The following is a 17,452-nucleotide window of genomic DNA, read 5'->3' on the forward strand; positions in this document are numbered from 1 at the left end:
CGATTTGGGATACCAAAATTTGGCATCCCAAATATCACCCCGATGTCCGCCCCCGTCAACCCTCCGGTCGTTAAACTCGGGTTACAGAAGGTTGCGTGACCTTCTGTGAGAGGGGAGTCGGTGACCACGGCGAGCGAACGGCAGCCCCTCGCGGCCACCCGGCAGCGGGTGCGCGACGAGCTGCGCGAACGGATCCTGACCGGCCGCCTGCGCCCGGGTGACCGGCTGGTCGAGCGCGAGCTCGCCGAAGACCTCGGCGTGTCCAGGGTGCCGGTCCGCGAGGCCATCCGCAGCCTCGAGGCCGAAGGCTTCCTCGTCGAACAGTCGGCGCGCCGGATCGTCGTCCGGCAGCTCGCGCGGGTCGACGTCGAGGAGCTGTTCGACGTCCGCGAGGCCCTGGAAGGGCTCGCGGCGGGGCGCGCTGCCGAACGGGCGGGTGCGCCGGAGCTGAAGCGGCTCGAGCGGGTGCTCGCCGACGCCGCCCGCGCGACGGCCCGCGGCGACGCGGCCCGGATCACCGTGCTCAACTCGCGCTTCCACGACGAGATCGTGGCCATCGCGGGCAACACGCTGCTCACCACGATGCTGCAGCCCCTGCAGGGCAGGCTCCGCTGGCTCACGAGCCAGAACGAGCACTGGACCGAGCTGCTGGACGAGCACCGCCGGCTCTACGAGGCGATCGCGTCGGGCGACGCGGGCCGTGCGCACGCCGAAGCCGTCGAACACGTGCGGGTCAACCGCGAGGTGACGCTGAAGTCCCTCTTCGGCACCGATCAGGCGGAGATCGCGGCCGGTTCGAGGTAGGGCGTCACGTTCCGCAGGGCCCGCTCGACGTACTCGTCCTTCTCCCCGACGGGCGCGACGTAGTGCATGGCGTGCTCGGCGGCTTCGAGGCCGTGCAGCCGGGCGATGACCCACGTCGCGAGGTAGGTCGAGGCCAGGCAGCCGCCGGCGGTGGCGAGCGGGCCGCGGGCGAAGAAGGGCTGGTTCAGCACCTCGACGCCGGCCGCGAGCACCCACGGTTTGGTGGTCAGGTCGGTGCAGGCGGGCACGTCGGCGAGTAGCCCGAGCTTCGCCAGGACGAGCGTGCCCGAACACTGCGCGGCGAGCAGCTGCCGGGCGGGGTCGAGACGCGCCAGGATGCTCATGATCGCCGGGTCTTCGACGACTTCGCGGGTCTTCGAGCCGCTGCCGACGATCACGGCGTCGGCCTCGCAGGCCTCCTCGAGCCCGATCGTCGCGTCGATCGTGACGCCGTTCATCGACGTCACCCGCGGCGTCGGGCTCGCGATCGACGCCCGGGAGCCGGGCACCCGGTTGAGGACGCCCAGTGCGATGAGCGAGTCGAGTTCGTTGTAGCCGTCGAAGGTCAGGATCGCGGTGTGCATGACCGCACGCTAGGACGGCCGATCCAGGACAGTCCACAAATTGTCCTGCCTACAATCGGACGCGTGCGGGAGCCGAAGTACAAGCGGGTCGTCGACGCGTTCGCGGCGCGGATCCGGGACGGTGGGTGGCCCGCCGGCACGCGGCTGCCCACCCACCGCCGGCTGGCGGCCGACGAGGGCATCGCCGTGGTGACGGCGTCCCGGGTGTACGCCGAGCTCGAAGCGATGGGGCTGGTCAGCTGCGAGCAGGGGCGGGGCACCTTCGTCCGCGACCTCGCCGCGCCCGGCGAAGGCGCCGACGAACGGTCGGTCGCGGCCGACGCCGTCGACCTCAGCTTCAACTCGCCGTCGATCCCCGGTCAGGCCGGCCTGCTGCGCCAGGCCCTGCGGGACCTCGCCACCGCCGGGGACCTCGACGCGCTGCTGCGCTACCAGCCGCACCGCGGGCGGGCCGGCGACCGGGCCGCCGTCGCCCGGCACCTGCGCCGGCGCGGGCTCGAAACCGGCCGCGAACGCGTGCTGATCGTCGACGGCGCGCAGCACGGCCTGGCGGTGACGGCCATGGCGCTGCTGCGGGCCGGCGACGTCGTCGCGGTGGACGCCCTCACCTACCCGGGGTTCCGGGTGCTCGCGCGCACGCTCGGGCTCGACCTCGCGCCGCTGCCGGTGACGGCCGACGGGCCCGACCTCGACGCGTTCGACCGGCTGTGCCGCCGTCGCCGGGTCCGCGCGATGTACGCGATGCCGACCCTGCACAACCCGCTTGGCTGGGTGCTCTCCGCCGAGCGGCGTGCGCGGCTCGTCGAGATCGCCCGGCGGCACGGCGTCACGATCATCGAGGACGCGTCGTACGCCTACCTCGCCGAGGATGCGCCGCCGCCGCTGGCGATGCTCGCGCCGGAAGCGACCGTCTACGTCTCGGGGCTGTCGAAGAGCGTCGCGACCGGGTTGCGCTTCGGGTTCGCCGTGGCGCCGGCCGAGCTCGTGCCGGCGCTCGAAAGCGCGATCCGGTCCACGACGTGGAACACGCCCGCCCTGACCGCGGCCATCGCGCGCCGCTGGCTCGACGACGGTACCGTGGCACGCTTGGAGGTCCGGAAGCGCGAAGACGCGCGTCAGCGGCAGGCACTCGCCTCGGAGGTGCTGGCCGGGCTTCCGTGGACCGGGCACCCGTCGTCGTACTTCCGGTGGCTGCCGCTCGCCCGTGACTCCCGGCCGGACCGGATCGTGGCGGCGCTCGCCCGGCGGCGCGTCGCGGTCGCCACGGCCGAGCCGTTCGCGACGACGCCGGCGGTGCCGCAGGCACTCCGGCTGGCCCTGGGTTCGGTCGGACTCACCGAACTACGCAGCGCGTTGGAAGCGGTCCGGGAAGAGGCCGAAGGGGACGTGCACCGGTGATCGGAGCCGCCGTGCGGGTGATGACGAAGGTCACGCTCGGTACCGGAGAGCTCACGTATTAACATGATCGACGGCTCCCCGCTCCCTGAGCGGACGTGGCATATCCGACAGCCCGGTGGAGCCCGGCCAACAGGCGCTTCCCAGTGCCTTCATGGGAAATTCACAGAATGGGTGGCAAGTCTGACAACGTGAACCACGCCGACGACGGTGCCGGAACGGCGGCACGATGACGACAGCCCAGGCCACTCTCGAAGCTCCCTCCCGGATCGCGAGACCGGGTGGGAAAGCGCCGTACCTCCACCAGATCGACCTGTTCCGGTTGGTCACGTTCGCCTGCGTGATCCTCATCCACGTGGTCGGCGCGACGAACTTCGCGCAGGACGTCGGCGCCAACGCCGTCGAGACGCCGCTGCACTTCACGCGGGAGGCGTTCTTCGCGCTGACCGGCTTCGTGCTGGTGTTCCAGAACCGCGGCCGCGAGATCACCCCCGGCGACTTCTGGCGCCGCCGGCTGCCGCTGGTCGCGACCCCGTACCTGGCCTGGTCGATGTTCTTCTGGGCGTTTTCGCTGGTCACCGGCACGCAGCAGCCGGACTCGCTCGAGGCGTCGATGCGCCTGCTGCTCAAGGACCTCGTCACCGGCGGCGCCTGGTACCACCTGTACTTCCTGCTCGTGACGATGCAGGTCTACCTGCTGTTCCCGGTGCTGATGAAGCTGCTGCGGGCGACCGCGGGCAAGCACAAGTGGTTGCTGCTCGGCAGCGGCGTGCTGCAGGTCGGCGTGACGTTGTTCATGACGTACCAGCCGTTCGGCGTCAGCTACGAGACGATCACCCACCTGTACGCCACGGTGCTGCCGTACCAGTTCTACACGCTGTTCGGCGCCGTGGTGGCCATGCACTTCGAGGCCGTGCACGCCTGGGTCGGCCGGCACCGGTTGCTGCTCGGCGGCGCCCTCGTGGCGGTGCTGGCCGGCACCGAGTGGTACTACCTGCGGACCGTCCACAGTGGAACTTTCCCGCAGGTGGCCAGCGACCCGTTCCAGCCCTACCTGATCCCGTGGTTCCTCGTGGTCATCGCGGCGATCTACGCGTTCGCCACCTGGTGGTCGGGGCGTCGCCGTGAGGGCGGCCGCGGGGCCCGGCTGGTCTCGTGGGCGGCGAACCGGTCGTTCAGCATCTTCCTGGTCCACCCGCTCGCGCTGGCGTTCCTCGGCCCGGCGATCCCGCACGTGGCCGAGCGCTTCGGGGCGCCCTGGCTCAGCGTGATCATCTACGTGGGCACGATCGCGCTGACGATCGCGATGGTCGAGGTGCTGCGGCGCCTGCCGGGCAGCCGGGCGCTCACCGGCCGTCCGCGGCTGCGGCTCGCGAAGGCCACCGCCTGACTCACCCTGCCGGGTGGTCAAGGGCACAAAACGGAGTTCGGGCATGTCCCGCCGCGCGGTTCCGGAGTCTTCGGATATGCTGGCGGCCCGTGGGACTTCAGTCGCGGGCTACCAAGTACGTATTTGTCACCGGAGGCGTCGCCTCCTCTCTGGGTAAGGGACTCACGGCTTCCAGCCTGGGACAACTCCTTACCGCACGCGGGCTTCGCGTCACGATGCAGAAGCTCGATCCGTACCTCAACGTCGACCCCGGGACGATGAACCCGTTCCAGCACGGTGAGGTGTTCGTCACCGACGACGGCGCCGAGACCGACCTCGACATCGGGCACTACGAGCGCTTCCTCGACCGCGACCTCGACGGCAAGGCCAACGTCACGACCGGCCAGGTCTACTCCGAGGTGATCGCCAAGGAGCGCCGCGGCGAGTACCTCGGCGACACCGTGCAGGTCATTCCGCACATCACCGACGAGATCAAGGCGCGGATCACCGCGGCCGCCGCGGCCGACGAGTCCGGTCAGGCGCCGGACGTCATCATCACCGAGGTCGGCGGCACGGTCGGCGACATCGAGTCCCTGCCGTTCCTGGAGGCCTGCCGCCAGGTCCGCCACGACGTCGGCCGCGACCACTGCTTCTTCCTGCACGTCTCGCTGGTGCCGTACCTGGCGCCCTCGGGCGAGCTCAAGACGAAGCCGACCCAGCACTCGGTCGCCGCGCTGCGCAACATCGGCATCCAGCCCGACGCGCTGGTCTGCCGGGCCGACCGGGAGATCCCCGAGGACCTCAAGCGCAAGATCGGCCTGATGTGCGACGTCGACACCGAGGCCGTCATCGCCTGCCCGGACGCGCGGTCGATCTACGACATCCCGAAGGTGCTGCACAGCGAGGCGCTCGACGCCTACGTCGTGCGCCGCCTCGGGCTGCCGTTCCGCGACGTCGACTGGACGGTGTGGGGCGACCTGCTCGACCGGGTGCACAACCCGAGCGAGGTCGTGAAGATCGCGGTCGTCGGCAAGTACATCGACCTGCCGGACGCCTACCTGTCGGTCACCGAGGCCCTGCGTGCGGGCGGGTTCGCCCACCGCGCCAAGGTCGAGATCGTCTGGGTCGCCTCCGACGACGCGCAGACCGCGTCCGGTGCGGCGTCGGTGCTGTCCGAAGTGGACGGTGTGCTGATCCCGGGCGGGTTCGGCATCCGCGGCATCGAGGGCAAGGTCGGCGCGATCGAGTACGCCCGCACCCGCGGCGTGCCGCTGCTCGGCCTGTGCCTCGGCCTGCAGTGCATGGTCATCGAGGGCGCCCGGCACCTGGCCGGCATCACCGACGCCGGGTCGTCGGAGTTCGACGAGAACACGAAGCACCCGGTGATCTCTACGATGGCCGACCAGCGCGACGTCGTCGCGGGGGAGCGGGACATGGGCGGCACCATGCGCCTGGGCGCCTACCCGGCGAAGCTCAAGCCGGGTTCGCAGGTCGCGAAGGCGTACGGCACCACGGAGGTGTCCGAACGGCACCGGCACCGCTACGAGGTGAACAACGCCTACCGCAAGCAGCTCTCGGACGCGGGCCTGGTGTTCTCCGGCACGTCGCCGGACGATCGCCTGGTCGAGTTCGTCGAGCTGCCTGCCGACGTCCACCCGTTCTTCGTCGGCACGCAGGCGCACCCGGAGCTCAAGAGCCGCCCGACCCGGCCGCACCCGCTGTTCAGCGCGTTCGTCAAGGCCGTCGTGGACCGCAAGGTCGCCGAGCGGCTGCCGGTCGAGCTGCCGGAAGCCCCGGTGGCGGCCCGATGACCGCGCCGGGCGAGCACGAGTTCAGCGTCGCGTCCAGCCGGGACGTCCACATCGGACGCGTCGTCGGCCTGCGGATCGACGACGTCGTGATGCCGGGCGGGGACACCGCGGTCCGCGAGGTGATCGAGCACCTCGGCGCGGTGGCGATCGTCGCGCTGGACGAGTCGCAGCAGGTCACGCTGATCCACCAGTACCGGCACCCGATCGGGCACCGGCTGTGGGAGCTGCCCGCCGGCCTGATCGACCACCTCGGCGAGGACCCGGTCGGCACGGCCGAGCGGGAGCTCGTCGAAGAGGTCGGCCTGGCCGCTGCGGACTGGGTGACGCTGGTCGACGTCGCGGCGTCGCCCGGCTTCACCGACGAGGTCGTGCGGGTCTTCCTGGCCCGCGGACTGTCCGATGTGGACCGCGAGGTGCTCGGCGAGGAGGAGGCGGACCTCGTCATCCGCAAGTTCCCGCTCGCCGAGGCCGTGCGGATGGCCCTGGCGGGCGAGCTGGTGAACGGCGCCACGGTGTCCGGCGTCCTGGCCGCGCACGCGGTGGTCACCGGCGGCGCCGAGGCCCGCCCGGCGGACGCCCCGTGGGCCGACCGCCCGACGGCGTTCGCCAAGCGCAAGGAAGCCTGAGAATGCTCGCTGCGTCCCGCGTCAGGGGCGCAGCGGGCGGCCTTGCGCGTCCAGGCCGCCGTCCCTCAAGAGCACGATGCCGTCGACGATCGGCCAGATCACGCCGACGCCGGTCATCAGGACCACCAGGAGCTGGAGCAGCCCCAGCCCGACCTGGCCGGTGTAGAACCGGCCGACGCCGAACGGCAGCACGATCTGCAGCACGCCGGCCACGGTCTTGGACCGGTAGGAGTAGGGGATCGGCACCTGCGGCGCGTACGGCATCGGGGCCGGTGGCGCGTACGGGTCACCCATCGGCGGCCCGTACATCGGCAGCTGCGTCGTCGGCTGTGCGTACGCCGGCGGTCCGAAGAACCCCGGGTGCGGCTGCGGCAGGTCGCGGAACAGCGGCCGCAGGTCGCCCAGGGTCGTCGCCCCGTAGGCGTCCGTCACCCGCGTCTCGTACTCGTCCGGCGTGATGCGGCCCATGCCGAAGTGGTCGGCGAGCAGTCTCGCCGCTTCCTCGCGCTCGGCCGTGCCGATGCGGAGCTCGTCCGACTCCATGCATTCCAAGGTAACCGCGTGGAGCTGAGAACGGGGTTTCTGCCGGGTCACGGACCCCGGGCGGCCTAAGGTGTCCGGCGTGGCCTCCAGCCCGCACAGCACGGCCGGCGTGATCGCCGCGTACCTCGACCACCTGGTCGTCGAACGCGGGACCGCGCGCAACACCCTGGACAGCTACGCCCGTGACCTGCGCCGGTACACCGCGCACCTGGCCGGCGCGGGCGTCGCCGACATCGCCGGCGTCACCTCAGCGCACGTGATGTCCTTCGGCGCCGCTCTCCGGGAAGGTGACGCCGAGCACCAGCCGCTGGCCGCCTCGTCGGCCGCGCGGGCGCTGGTCGCCGTGCGGGGGCTGCACAAGTTCGCCCACGCCGAGGGCCTCACCGAGCACAACCCGGCTCGCGAGGTCCGGCCGCCGACACCGGCGAAGCGGCTGCCCAAGGCGTTGCCCGTCGACGATGTCCTGCGGTTGCTCGAGACCCCGCCGCCGGACGGTGAACGCCCGCTGCGCGACCGGGCGCTGCTGGAAGTGCTCTACTCCACCGGCGCCCGGATCTCCGAGGCGGTCGGCCTGGACGTCGACGACGTCGACGAGGTCGAACGCACCGTCCTGCTCGACGGCAAGGGCGGCAAGCAGCGGCTCGTCCCGATCGGCCGCCCCGCGCTCGCCGCGCTGAACGCCTACGCCGTCCGCGCGCGGCCGGCGCTCGCCGCCCACGGCCGCGGCACCGCGGCGCTGTTCCTCAACGCCCGCGGCAGCAGGCTTTCGCGGCAGAGCGCGTGGCAGGTCCTCAAGGACACCGCCGAACGGGCGGGGATCGTCGTCGCGGTCTCGCCGCACACCCTCCGCCACTCCTTCGCCACGCATCTGCTCGAAGGCGGCGCGGACGTCCGGGTCGTCCAGGAACTGCTCGGCCACGCCTCGGTGACCACGACGCAGGTGTACACGCTGGTCACGGTCAACACCCTGCGCGAGGTGTACGCCACGGCGCACCCGCGGGCACTGGGCTAGACGGCCGTACAGCCTTTCCCACCTGGACCGACGGTCGAGTGACATTGCCCCCTCGGGTCCGGCGCGTTGCTTTGCCGGGGCTCCGGCTCCGCGCATAGGCTGCGGCGGACTCGACGAACAAGGAGCTTTCCCGCCATGTCGACACCGAACCAGCCGGCCCACTCGGCCGAGTCCGCCGGGTCGGCGGCGGCGAACCTCAACGACGTCAAGATCGCGACCCCGGCGGTCCACGACGGCGACGAACCGCAGGAGCGCAACGGCAAGAAGGTCAAGCTCGAGGGTATCGGGCCGACCGGCCGCCCGATCCGCGAGCACGCCGATCCGGCGCCGCTGGAGCGCCACGGCCCGGCCAAGATCATGGCGATGTGCAACCAGAAGGGCGGCGTCGGCAAGACGACGTCGACCATCAACCTGGGCGCCGCCCTCGCCGAGTACGGCCGCAAGGTGCTGCTCGTCGACTTCGACCCGCAAGGCGCGCTCGCGGTCGGTCTCGGCATCCAGCCGCACGAACTGGACCAGACGGTCTACAACGCCATCATGGAGCGGTCGGTCAGCGCGACCGACGTGCTGATGAAAACCCGCGTCGACGGCGTTGACCTGCTGCCGAGCAACATCGACCTGTCCGCGGCGGAGGTCCAGCTCGTCGCTGAGGTAGGGCGCGAGCACACGTTGTTACGGGTCCTTCGTCCGGTCATGAACGACTACGACTATGTTCTTGTCGACTGCCAGCCCTCACTCGGCTTGCTCACGGTGAACGCGCTGACCGCCGCGGACGGCGTGATCATCCCGCTCGAGTGCGAGTTCTTCAGTCTCCGAGGTGTAGCGCTCCTGATCGACACGATCGAGAAGGTGCAGGAACGCCTCAACCCCAAACTGGACATAGTCGGGATTCTCGCCACCATGTACGACCCGAGAACCCTGCACTCGAAGGAGGTCATGGCGCGCGTGGTGGAGGCATTCGGCGAGACCGTGTTCGACACGGTCATCAACCGCACCGTGCGGTTCCCCGAGACGACGGTCGCGGGTGAGCCGATCACGACCTGGGCGCCCAAGTCGGCCGGCGCCGCGGCGTACCGCCAGCTGGCCCGCGAGGTGATCGCTCGGTGAGCAGGCGCGCCTCCCTGCCCGGAGCGTCGGAACTCTTCCGCCTCACCTCCACTCCCGCTCTCGACCTCCCTCCCCAGGCGCCGCCCGCGCCCGCCGAGCCCGTCGAAAACGGCAAGCCGAAGTCCGCGGGCCACGAGCGGGGCGAACAGCTCGCCCGCAGCGCGGCCCCGCACGGCTCCGGCCGGACCAAGCACGACGCGAAGATCACCGTCTACGTCTCCGGCGACGAGCTCGTGGCCATGGAGCAGGCCCGGCTGACGCTGCGGGCCAAGCACGAGCTGGTCGTCGACCGCGGCCGGCTGGTCCGTGAGGCCGTCGCGGTGCTGCTGGCGGACTTCGACGCGAACGGCGAAGACTCGGTGCTGGTGCAGCGGCTGCGGGTGGTCGGCTCAGACGGCGGCGAAACCGAGGGCTGATGGACGAGCCGGCACCGGCCTCGGCCGAACCAGCGCCGGAGCCGGTCGAGCAGGCCCCGGAAGGGCAACCGCAGGAGCACCAGACGGTGCACGGCGGCATGGTCCCCGAAGGCCTGGCCAACGAGGAACTGAGCACGTCGAAGTTCAAGGTGCGGCTGGCCAACTTCGAGGGGCCGTTCGACCTGCTGCTGCAGCTGATCTCCCAGCACCAGCTCGACGTCACCGAGGTGGCGCTGCACCGGGTCACCGACGACTTCATCGCCTACACGCGGGCGCTGGGCACCGACTGGAACCTCGACGAGACGACGGAGTTCCTGGTCATCGCGGCGACTCTGCTCGACCTCAAGGCCGCGCGGCTGCTGCCGTCGGCCGAGGTGGAGAACGAGGACGACCTCGCCCTGCTCGAGGCCCGTGACCTGCTGTTCGCGCGGATCCTGCAGTACCGCGCGTACAAGCAGGTGGCGGCGCTGTTCGGCGAGCTGGAACAGGGCGCGCTGCGCCGCTACCCGCGGTCGGTCGCGCTGGAGGAGCGGTTCGTCGGGCTGCTGCCCGAGGTGATGCTGGGCGTGACACCGGACAAGTTCGCCGAGATCGCCGTCGCGGTGTTCAAGCCGAAGCCGCCGCCGACGGTGTCGATCGCCCACATCCACATGGGCCGCGTGTCGGTGCGCGAGCACGCGGCGCTGCTGCGGGTGAAACTGGCCGCGGCGGGTCAGGCGACGTTCAGCGAGCTGGTGGACGACTGCGAGCACACGGTCGAGATCGTGGCGCGCTTCCTGGCGCTGCTGGAGCTCTACCGCGAGGCGACGGTCCAGTTCGAGCAGTCGGAGGCACTGGCGGAGCTGCACGTCCGCTGGATCGGCGGCTCGATGGCCGACGCCTCCGCGGCGGCCGAGCAGGACCGCACCGCCGGAGACGAAGAGGAGTACGGGTGAGCCCCGAAGACAGGACACCGGCCGAGGCTGAGGCTTCGGCGGCGCCGGAACCGCCCGTGGGCGAGCCGGGCGAGGGCGCGGCGGAACTGGCGCTGGACGAGGCGCTGTCCGGCGAGCCGGTCACCGAGGACGGTTCACCGGTGGAGCCGCTGGTCGAGGAAGCGGCGGCTGAGGTCGCACCTGCCGACGAAACTCCGGTCGAGGAAGCGGCGGCTGAGGTCGCGCCTGCCGAGGAGACTCCGGTCGAGGAAGCCGCGGCTGAAGTCGCGCCTGCCGACGAAACTCCGGTCGAGGAGGCTGCTTCGGAGGAGCCCGCCGAGGCCGCCGCCGAACTCGAGGTCGATGGCGCTGCCGCCGCCGAGCCGGACGAAGCTGCCGCGGAAGCCACCCCCGAGCCCGCGCCTGCCGAAGACGCCGCCGTCTCCGCCGATCTCGATCCTGCCGATCCCGCGTCCGATCTCGTCGCCGCCGGCGACATCGACTCCCTGCCCGACGTCACCCCCGACGAGACCCTCGAAGCCGCGCTCGAAGCTCTCCTCCTCGTCGTCGACTCGCCCGCCAGTGAGGAATCGCTCGCCGAAACCGTCGGCCAACCCAAGGCACGGATCCTCGTCGCGCTGCGGACCATGGCGCAGAAGTTCACCGACCGGGCCAGCGGGATCGACCTGCGGCGCGTCGGTGAAGGGTGGCGGTTCTACACTAGAGACGTCTATGCCCCGTTCGTGGAGAAGCTCCTGCTGGACGGCCAGCGGTCGAAGCTGACCCGGGCCGCGCTGGAGAGCCTCGCCGTGATCGCGTACCGGCAACCGGTGACCCGTTCCAGGGTCGCCGCGGTGCGCGGCGTGAACGTGGACGGCGTCATCCGGACGTTGCTCGCGCGCGGCCTCATCGCAGAGATGGGGACCGACCCCGAGACGACCGGGACGCTGTACGTGACGACCGAGCTGTTCCTGGAGCGACTGGGGCTGTCGTCACTGAACGACCTGCCCGCCATCGCTCCGTTGCTACCCGAAGTGGACACCATCGATGACTTCCAGTGAACACCCCGACGGCATCCGCCTGCAGAAGGTGCTGTCGCAGGCCGGGGTCGCCTCCCGGCGCGCGGCGGAGGACCTGATCGCCGCCGGCCGGGTCGAGGTGAACGGCGAGGTCGTCACCGAGCAGGGCCGCCGGGTCAACCCGGACGAAGCGATCATCCACGTCGACGGCACCCGCGTGAACCTGCGCGACGACCTGATCTACCTCGCCCTGAACAAGCCCAAGGGCGTGCACTCGACGATGTCGGACGACCGCGGCCGCCCGTGCGTCGGCGAGTACCTGATGGGCCGCTACGAGGAGACCCCCGGCGTCGTGCACGTCGGCCGCCTCGACGAGAACACCGAAGGCCTGCTGCTGCTGACCAACGACGGTGACCTCGGGCATCGCCTGATGCACCCGTCCTACCAGGTGCTCAAGACCTACCTCGCCGAGGTCGACGGCCTCGTGCCGCGCGGGCTCGGCAAGGAGCTGCGCAACGGCTGGGAGCTGCCGGACGGCATCATCAAGGTCGACCAGTTCCGGGTCAAGGACATGCACTCCGGCAAGTCGCTGGTGGAGCTGGTCATCCACGAGGGCAAGAAGCACATCGTGCGCCGCCTGCTCAAGGACACCGGGCACCCGGTGCTCAAGCTGGTCCGCACCGCGGTCGGTGACGTCCAGCTCGGCAACCAGCGCGTCGGCTCGATCCGCCGCCTGACCAAGGGCGAGGTCGGCTCGCTCTACCGCGCCGTCGAACTCTGACGCACTTTTCGGGGGTCCGGGTGGCGAAGCCCCCGGCCTGGGGCGAAGCCCGGTTGTCACAGCACGGCGGTGACGAACCCGCCGGCGGTCTGATCGTCCGAGGCCGGGCGGCCGTACTCTTCGGCCTGCTCCGCACCCGGCGCCGAGCAGGTAGTCGGCGTAGAACCGGGTGTGGATCGCCACTGCGAGGCGTCCCTGCCCGCGGTGAGCCGCACGGCCGTCGGCGTCGCCGCCCCTGCGCGCCTACGAGAGCAGCCGCCCGGACCGCCTGCTCCGTCATGATCGTTGACCGTACGCCCGACTTTCCGCCCTGGCGGCGATCGGCGCCGGCTCGCTAGCGTGACGGCCATGCGACTCGGTGTGGTGTGCGGGGTCCTCGCGGCGCTCCTGGCGGGCACGGTGGCTCCGGCCGCCGCCGCGGCGCCCCGGGCGAGCGAACCGGTCTACGACTACGCGAAGGCGATCCGCGAAACCGTCTGGGTGGACATCGGCCACGACGGCGACGGGGACGGGAAGCCCGACCGCGTCGCCGCGGACATCGTGCGGCCGAGCGAGGCGACGTCGCGGGTGCCGGTGATCATGGACGCCAGCCCGTACTACTCGTGCTGCGGGCGCGGCAACGAGAGCGAGCTCAAGACGTACGACAGCGCCGGGAAACCGGTGAAGTTCCCGCTGTTCTACGACAACTACTTCGTGCCGCGCGGGTACGCCGCGGTGCTCGTCGACCTGGCCGGGACGAACCGCTCGGCCGGCTGCGCGGACGTCGGCGGCGCTTCGGACGTCGACTCGGCGCGCAAGGTCGTCGACTGGCTGAACGGGCGCGCCACCGGGTACAGCGCGAAGACGGGCGGCAGCGCGGTGACCGCGGGCTGGAGCACCGGGAACGTCGGGATGATCGGGAAGTCCTACGACGGCACGATCGCCAACGGTGTCGCGGCGACCGGCGTCGCGGGCCTGAAGACGATCGTGCCGATCTCGGCGATCAGCTCCTGGTACGACTACTACCGGTCCGACGGCGCGACCTTCGGCTTCAACCCGGACGGACTGGCGCAGACCGTCGAAGCGCGAAACAGCGGGCAGAACTGCTCGGCGCAGAACCAGGTCCTCAGGCAGGGCGCGACGGCCAACGGCGACTACGGGCCGTTGTGGGCGGACCGCGACTACGTCACCCACGCGGGCAACGTGCGGGCCAGCGTGCTGCTTTCCCACGGCGTCAACGACCTCAACGTCAAGACGATCCACTTCGGACAGTGGTGGAGCGGGCTGAACGTCGAGAAGAAGATCTGGCTGTCGCAGACCGGGCACGTCGACCCGTTCGACTACCGGCGTTCCGCGTGGGTCGACCTGCTGCACCGGTGGTTCGACCACTACCTGATGGGCATCGACAACGGCGTCCAGAACGGGCCGATGGCCAGCGTCGAGCGGCAGCCGGACCAGTGGGCCGACCAGAGCGCGTACCCGGCGGCGAACGCGGTGGCGACGACGCTGCGGCCGCACACTTCCGGCTCGCTGGGGACCGCGGCGGCGTCGGGGACGGCGTCGTTCACCGACAACCCGAACGTGGGCGAGGACACCTGGGTGACGAACCCGGGCAGCGCGGCGCTGACCTACTCGACCGGGACGCTGGCGTCGGACCTGCAGGTGTCCGGCACTTCGAAGGTCACGGTGACGGCGACGCCGAGCACATCCTCGGCCCGGGTGTCGGCGATCCTCGTCGACCTCGGCGCGGCGACGATCCGCAACTTCGCGGGCAGCGGCGAGGGGATCAAGACCGGGACCACGGAGAACTGCTGGGGCTCCTCGGCGGCGGGCGACGACGCTTGTTATCGCATCGCCTCCGCGGACGTGAAGAAGGTCAATTACACGATTCTCAGCCGCGGCTGGGCGGACCTGGCGAACTACGCTTCGCTTTCGCAGGAACAGGTCCTGACACCCGGGACGGCGTACACGATGACGTTCGACCTGGCATCCACGGACCACATCGTGCCGAAGGGGCACGCACTGGCGTTGATCATCGGCGGCACGGACGCGAGCTTCATCCGCGGCCCGGCCCAGCCTGGGCGGGTGACGCTGGACCTGGCGAAGACGTCGGCGTCGGTACCGCTGGCCGGAGTCGTCCCGGCCGCGACGACCCACCCGACCCTCGAGGGCGGCGCGTACGTGCCGTCGGAGAACCGGGCGAACCTGCGCTAGCTCGCTTCGGCGGGAGCCGTGCGCGTGGCCGACTTCCGTTGCAGCGCGCGGGCGATCGGCTCGACGACGCGCGCCGCCGTCGGGCCCAGGATCGCCATCAGCAACACGTACGCCGTCGCCAGGGCCGCCAGCTCGCCGTCCACCGCTCCCGCCGTCACCGCCAGCCCGGCGATGACGATCGAGAACTCGCCCCGGGCCACCAGCGCCGCGCCCGCGCGGGCGCGGCCCATCTTCCCGATGCCCTGGCGGCGCGCCGCCCACCAGCCGGTGCCGACCTTCGTCAGCGTCGTGACCACCGCCAGCACCACCGCCCAGCCGAGCACCGGCGGGATCGACGCCGGGTTCGTGTTGAGCCCGAACACCACGAAGAACACCGCGGCGAACAGGTCCCGCAGCGGTTCCAGCAGGTGCGTCGCGTTCTCCGCCGTCGAGCCCGAGATCGCGATGCCGAGCAGGAACGCGCCGACCGCGGCCGACACCTGCATCGCCGACGCGACGCCCGCCACCAGCAGCGCCGCGCCGAGCACCTTGAGCAGGAACACCTCGCGGTCCGGGCTGTCGACGGCGGCCGAGACGTACCGGCCGAACTTCAGCGCGATCACCAGCACCACGGTGATCACCAGCAGCGAGATCCCGACCGCCTCCATGCCGCCGAGCAGCGACACCCCGCCCAGCACCGCCGTGAGGATCGGCAGGTAGAGCGCCATCACCAGGTCCTCGAACACGAGGATCGACAGCACCACCGGCGTCTCGCGGTTGCCGAGCCGGCCGAGGTCGCCGAGGACCTTCGCGACGATCCCGGACGACGAGATGTACGTGACGCCCGCCATCACCATCGCGCCGACCGGGCCCCAGCCCAGCAGCAGCGCGACGGCCGCGCCCGGCGCGGCGTTGAGGACGATGTCGAGCAGTCCCGCGGTCCACGAGCGGCGCAGCCCGGTGAACAGTTCGGCCGCGGAGTATTCGAGGCCGAGCAGCAGGAGCAGCAGCACGACGCCGATTTCGCTGGCCAGGTGCGTGAAGCCGCCGATGTCGGTCAACGGGATCAGCCCGCCGGAGCCGAAGCAGAGGCCGCCGAGCAGGTAGAGCGGGATGGGGGAGAGACCGATCTTCCCGGCCAGGCGCCCGAGCACGCCCAGCACGAAGAAGACCGCCCCCAGTTCGATCAGGGACAGCGCGGTGTGGTCCATCGTGCGCTCAGCCGTACTTGAGGATCTTGACGGCGGCTTCGAGACCCTCGCTCGTGCCGACCGCCACCAGCAGGTCACCCCCGGTGAGGGTGAAGTCGGGCGTGGGCGAGGGGTGCACCTGCCCCGCCCGCGCCACTGCGACCACCGAAACCCCGGTGCGGGTGCGCATCGCCGTGTCGCCGAGCGTGCGGCCGTCGAACGGGCCGGACGGCTTGATCGGCAGCTGCCGGGTGCTGATGCCCGGCAGGTCCCGGTGTTCCTCCGTGAGCTGGGCGACCAGCTGCGGCGCGCCGAGCAGGTTGGCCAGCGTGCCCGCCTCGTCCGCGGTCAGCGGGATGGACGCGGCGCAGGCGTCGGCGTCGTCCGCCTTGGAGACGATGAGCTCGGTGTGGCCGTCCCGCTGGGTCACGACGCCGATGCGGCGGCCGGTACGGGTGCTGAAGTCCTTGCGGACCCCGATGCCGGGCAGAGGAGTTACTTCGACGTTCACCCAACCACCGTAACCCACGTGTCCGATTCGCGATGTTCAGCCGAGCAGGAGCAGCAGGCTCGCGATGACCATGACGCCGCCGGTGAGGCCGTGGATGCCGAACGCGAACGCCTTCTTGCCGCGGTGGCGCAGGACGACCGCCATGTCGCCGAAGGCGATGAAGCTCTCGGCGAGGATCACCCAGCCCAGGGCGTGGTGGTCGCCGTAGATCATCAGCGCCAGCGGGACCAGGCCCGACCCGATGTCCCGGACGCCCTTGAGGTTGAAGAAGGCGTCGGCGTTTTCGGGGATGTCGTGGAAGCCGAAGCCCGCGGCGGTCTTCGCCGGCGCGAAGAGGTAGTTGAGGCCGACGTAGATGATCCCCAAGGTGACGATCGAGACGAGGACGTAGCCGGTGACGAGCATGGTGTTCCCTCCAGTTTTCTAGCATCGCTAGGATTGCTAGCAACGCTAACTTAGCGGCGCTAGTTTGTCTAGCGGTGCTAGCATCAGCGGCATGACCCAGCGACAGCGGCGCGTCCGCGACCAGGCCGAGCGAGGGCGGCGGATCGTCGCCGCGGCACGAGAGCTCGCCGAAGCGGAGGGCTGGGACGCGGTCACCACCCGCCGGCTGGCGGCGCTGATCGAGTACAGCCAGCCGGTGCTCTACAGCCACTTCCCGGGCGGCAAGGACGCGATCATGACGGCGGCCGCGCTGGAGGGTTTCGCCGAGCTGGCCGAGGTGCTCGCCGCGGCGCGCGACCGCGGCGTCGCCGGGGTGGCGGGCGCGTACGTGGAGTTCGCCGAGGCGAAACCGGCGCTGTACGACGCCATGTTCACGCTGGCCTCGGAGCTGCCCTTCGCCCGGGACGACACCCCGGAGGTGATGCAGGAGGCGTACGCGGGTCTCTTCGCCGTCGTCGCGCCGGTGGCGGGGGACGACACCGCCGGCACGCTGACCGAGGTGTTCTGGAGCACGCTGCACGGCCTGATCACCCTCGACCGCGGCCGCCGGCTGTCGCCCGAGCACCGTGACGAGCGCCTCGCGCTGGTGGTCGCCCGCTTCGGCGCGCGGGCCGGCTGAACCCGGTCGACCCGCGTGCCCGGACGGTCGGCTCGCGTACCCGGACAGTCGGCTCGCGTGCCTGGAGGGTCGGCCCGCGCGCGGGCCGACTGATCACCTCCCGGGCCCGACCGGCAGAAAGGACCCCGGCGGCGA

The 17,452-nt window shown here is 71.1% G+C and carries 18 protein-coding genes; 13 read left to right on the forward strand and 5 right to left on the reverse strand.

Annotated elements, in window-relative coordinates:
* Nucleotides 1-120: 120 nt before the first annotated feature.
* Nucleotides 121-804 (forward strand): GntR family transcriptional regulator, encoded by a 684-nt coding sequence (locus AB0C38_RS47155; protein ID WP_360687409.1) that lies wholly within the window; start codon nt 121-123, stop codon nt 802-804.
* On the opposite strand, the gene AB0C38_RS47160 is transcribed toward AB0C38_RS47155, so the two are convergent.
* On the reverse strand, nt 774-1,388 hold the full coding sequence (locus tag AB0C38_RS47160; protein WP_360687412.1) for a DJ-1/PfpI family protein: 615 nt from the start codon (nt 1,386-1,388) through the stop codon (nt 774-776). The genes AB0C38_RS47155 and AB0C38_RS47160 overlap by 31 nt on opposite strands.
* 63 nt (nt 1,389-1,451) lie before the next feature.
* Between AB0C38_RS47160 and AB0C38_RS47165 the strand changes: the two genes are divergently transcribed.
* From AB0C38_RS47165 to AB0C38_RS47180, 4 genes are all read left to right on the forward strand, one after another.
* Entirely contained in the window at nt 1,452-2,786 is a 1,335-nt protein-coding gene (locus tag AB0C38_RS47165) for a PLP-dependent aminotransferase family protein (protein ID WP_360687415.1), read from the forward strand.
* Nucleotides 2,787-3,012: 226 nt separating this feature from the next.
* Nucleotides 3,013-4,173, forward strand: a complete 1,161-nt coding sequence (locus AB0C38_RS47170; protein ID WP_360687418.1) for an acyltransferase — start codon at nt 3,013-3,015, stop codon at nt 4,171-4,173.
* Nucleotides 4,174-4,262: 89 nt separating this feature from the next.
* Nucleotides 4,263-5,963 carry a CTP synthase gene (locus AB0C38_RS47175; RefSeq protein ID WP_360687421.1) on the forward strand — a complete coding sequence of 567 codons (1,701 nt, stop codon included), beginning with the start codon at nt 4,263-4,265 and terminating at the stop codon, nt 5,961-5,963.
* The gene (locus tag AB0C38_RS47180; RefSeq protein WP_360687424.1) at nt 5,960-6,589 is read left to right on the forward strand and encodes an NUDIX hydrolase; all 630 of its coding nucleotides are present in this window, start codon (nt 5,960-5,962) and stop codon (nt 6,587-6,589) included. Before AB0C38_RS47175 ends, AB0C38_RS47180 begins: the two co-directional genes overlap by 4 nt.
* Before the next feature lie 21 nt (nt 6,590-6,610).
* On the opposite strand, the gene AB0C38_RS47185 is transcribed toward AB0C38_RS47180, so the two are convergent.
* Nucleotides 6,611-7,132, reverse strand: coding sequence for a DUF1707 domain-containing protein (locus tag AB0C38_RS47185; protein ID WP_360687427.1), 522 nt, complete (start codon nt 7,130-7,132; stop codon nt 6,611-6,613).
* Between the two features lie 109 nt (nt 7,133-7,241).
* On the opposite strand from AB0C38_RS47185, the gene xerD reads away from it, so the two are divergent.
* The 7 genes from xerD to AB0C38_RS47220 all read left to right on the forward strand — a co-directional run bounded on the left by xerD (nt 7,242) and on the right by AB0C38_RS47220 (nt 14,574).
* Nucleotides 7,242-8,144, forward strand: a complete 903-nt coding sequence (gene xerD / locus AB0C38_RS47190; RefSeq protein WP_360687457.1) for a site-specific tyrosine recombinase XerD — start codon at nt 7,242-7,244, stop codon at nt 8,142-8,144.
* A 135-nt stretch (nt 8,145-8,279) separates the two neighbouring features.
* Nucleotides 8,280-9,251: a ParA family protein gene (locus AB0C38_RS47195; protein ID WP_360687430.1), complete on the forward strand. Its 972-nt coding sequence runs from the start codon at nt 8,280-8,282 to the stop codon at nt 9,249-9,251.
* On the forward strand, nt 9,248-9,667 hold the full coding sequence (locus AB0C38_RS47200; RefSeq protein ID WP_360687433.1) for a cobyrinic acid a,c-diamide synthase: 420 nt from the start codon (nt 9,248-9,250) through the stop codon (nt 9,665-9,667). The genes AB0C38_RS47195 and AB0C38_RS47200 overlap by 4 nt, the downstream gene beginning before the upstream one ends.
* Nucleotides 9,667-10,602 (forward strand): segregation/condensation protein A, encoded by a 936-nt coding sequence (locus tag AB0C38_RS47205; RefSeq protein ID WP_360687436.1) that lies wholly within the window; start codon nt 9,667-9,669, stop codon nt 10,600-10,602. Before AB0C38_RS47200 ends, AB0C38_RS47205 begins: the two co-directional genes overlap by 1 nt.
* A 56-nt stretch (nt 10,603-10,658) precedes the next feature.
* On the forward strand, nt 10,659-11,642 hold the full coding sequence (scpB, locus tag AB0C38_RS47210) for an SMC-Scp complex subunit ScpB (protein WP_360687460.1): 984 nt from the start codon (nt 10,659-10,661) through the stop codon (nt 11,640-11,642).
* Nucleotides 11,629-12,381 (forward strand): pseudouridine synthase, encoded by a 753-nt coding sequence (locus tag AB0C38_RS47215; RefSeq protein ID WP_360687439.1) that lies wholly within the window; start codon nt 11,629-11,631, stop codon nt 12,379-12,381. The genes scpB and AB0C38_RS47215 overlap by 14 nt, the downstream gene beginning before the upstream one ends.
* Before the next feature lie 348 nt (nt 12,382-12,729).
* The gene (locus tag AB0C38_RS47220; protein WP_360687442.1) at nt 12,730-14,574 is read left to right on the forward strand and encodes a Xaa-Pro dipeptidyl-peptidase; all 1,845 of its coding nucleotides are present in this window, start codon (nt 12,730-12,732) and stop codon (nt 14,572-14,574) included.
* Here AB0C38_RS47220 and AB0C38_RS47225 read toward each other — a convergent pair.
* Genes AB0C38_RS47225 through AB0C38_RS47235 form a run of 3 tightly spaced genes read right to left on the reverse strand, consistent with a single transcriptional unit; the run spans nt 14,571 to nt 16,659 of the window.
* The gene (locus tag AB0C38_RS47225; RefSeq protein ID WP_360687445.1) at nt 14,571-15,764 is read right to left on the reverse strand and encodes a cation:proton antiporter; all 1,194 of its coding nucleotides are present in this window, start codon (nt 15,762-15,764) and stop codon (nt 14,571-14,573) included. The genes AB0C38_RS47220 and AB0C38_RS47225 overlap by 4 nt on opposite strands.
* A gap of 7 nt (nt 15,765-15,771) precedes the next feature.
* Nucleotides 15,772-16,254 (reverse strand): TrkA C-terminal domain-containing protein, encoded by a 483-nt coding sequence (locus AB0C38_RS47230; RefSeq protein WP_360687448.1) that lies wholly within the window; start codon nt 16,252-16,254, stop codon nt 15,772-15,774.
* A gap of 36 nt (nt 16,255-16,290) precedes the next feature.
* The gene (locus AB0C38_RS47235; RefSeq protein WP_360687451.1) at nt 16,291-16,659 is read right to left on the reverse strand and encodes a DUF4267 domain-containing protein; all 369 of its coding nucleotides are present in this window, start codon (nt 16,657-16,659) and stop codon (nt 16,291-16,293) included.
* Between the two features lie 91 nt (nt 16,660-16,750).
* On the opposite strand from AB0C38_RS47235, the gene AB0C38_RS47240 reads away from it, so the two are divergent.
* Complete coding sequence (locus tag AB0C38_RS47240; RefSeq protein WP_360687454.1) at nt 16,751-17,317, forward strand: TetR-like C-terminal domain-containing protein; 567 nt, start codon at nt 16,751-16,753, stop codon at nt 17,315-17,317.
* The last annotated feature ends 135 nt before the right edge of the window (nt 17,318-17,452 follow it).

This window comes from Amycolatopsis sp. NPDC048633, assembly GCF_040650695.1.
Classification (GTDB): domain Bacteria; phylum Actinomycetota; class Actinomycetes; order Mycobacteriales; family Pseudonocardiaceae; genus Amycolatopsis.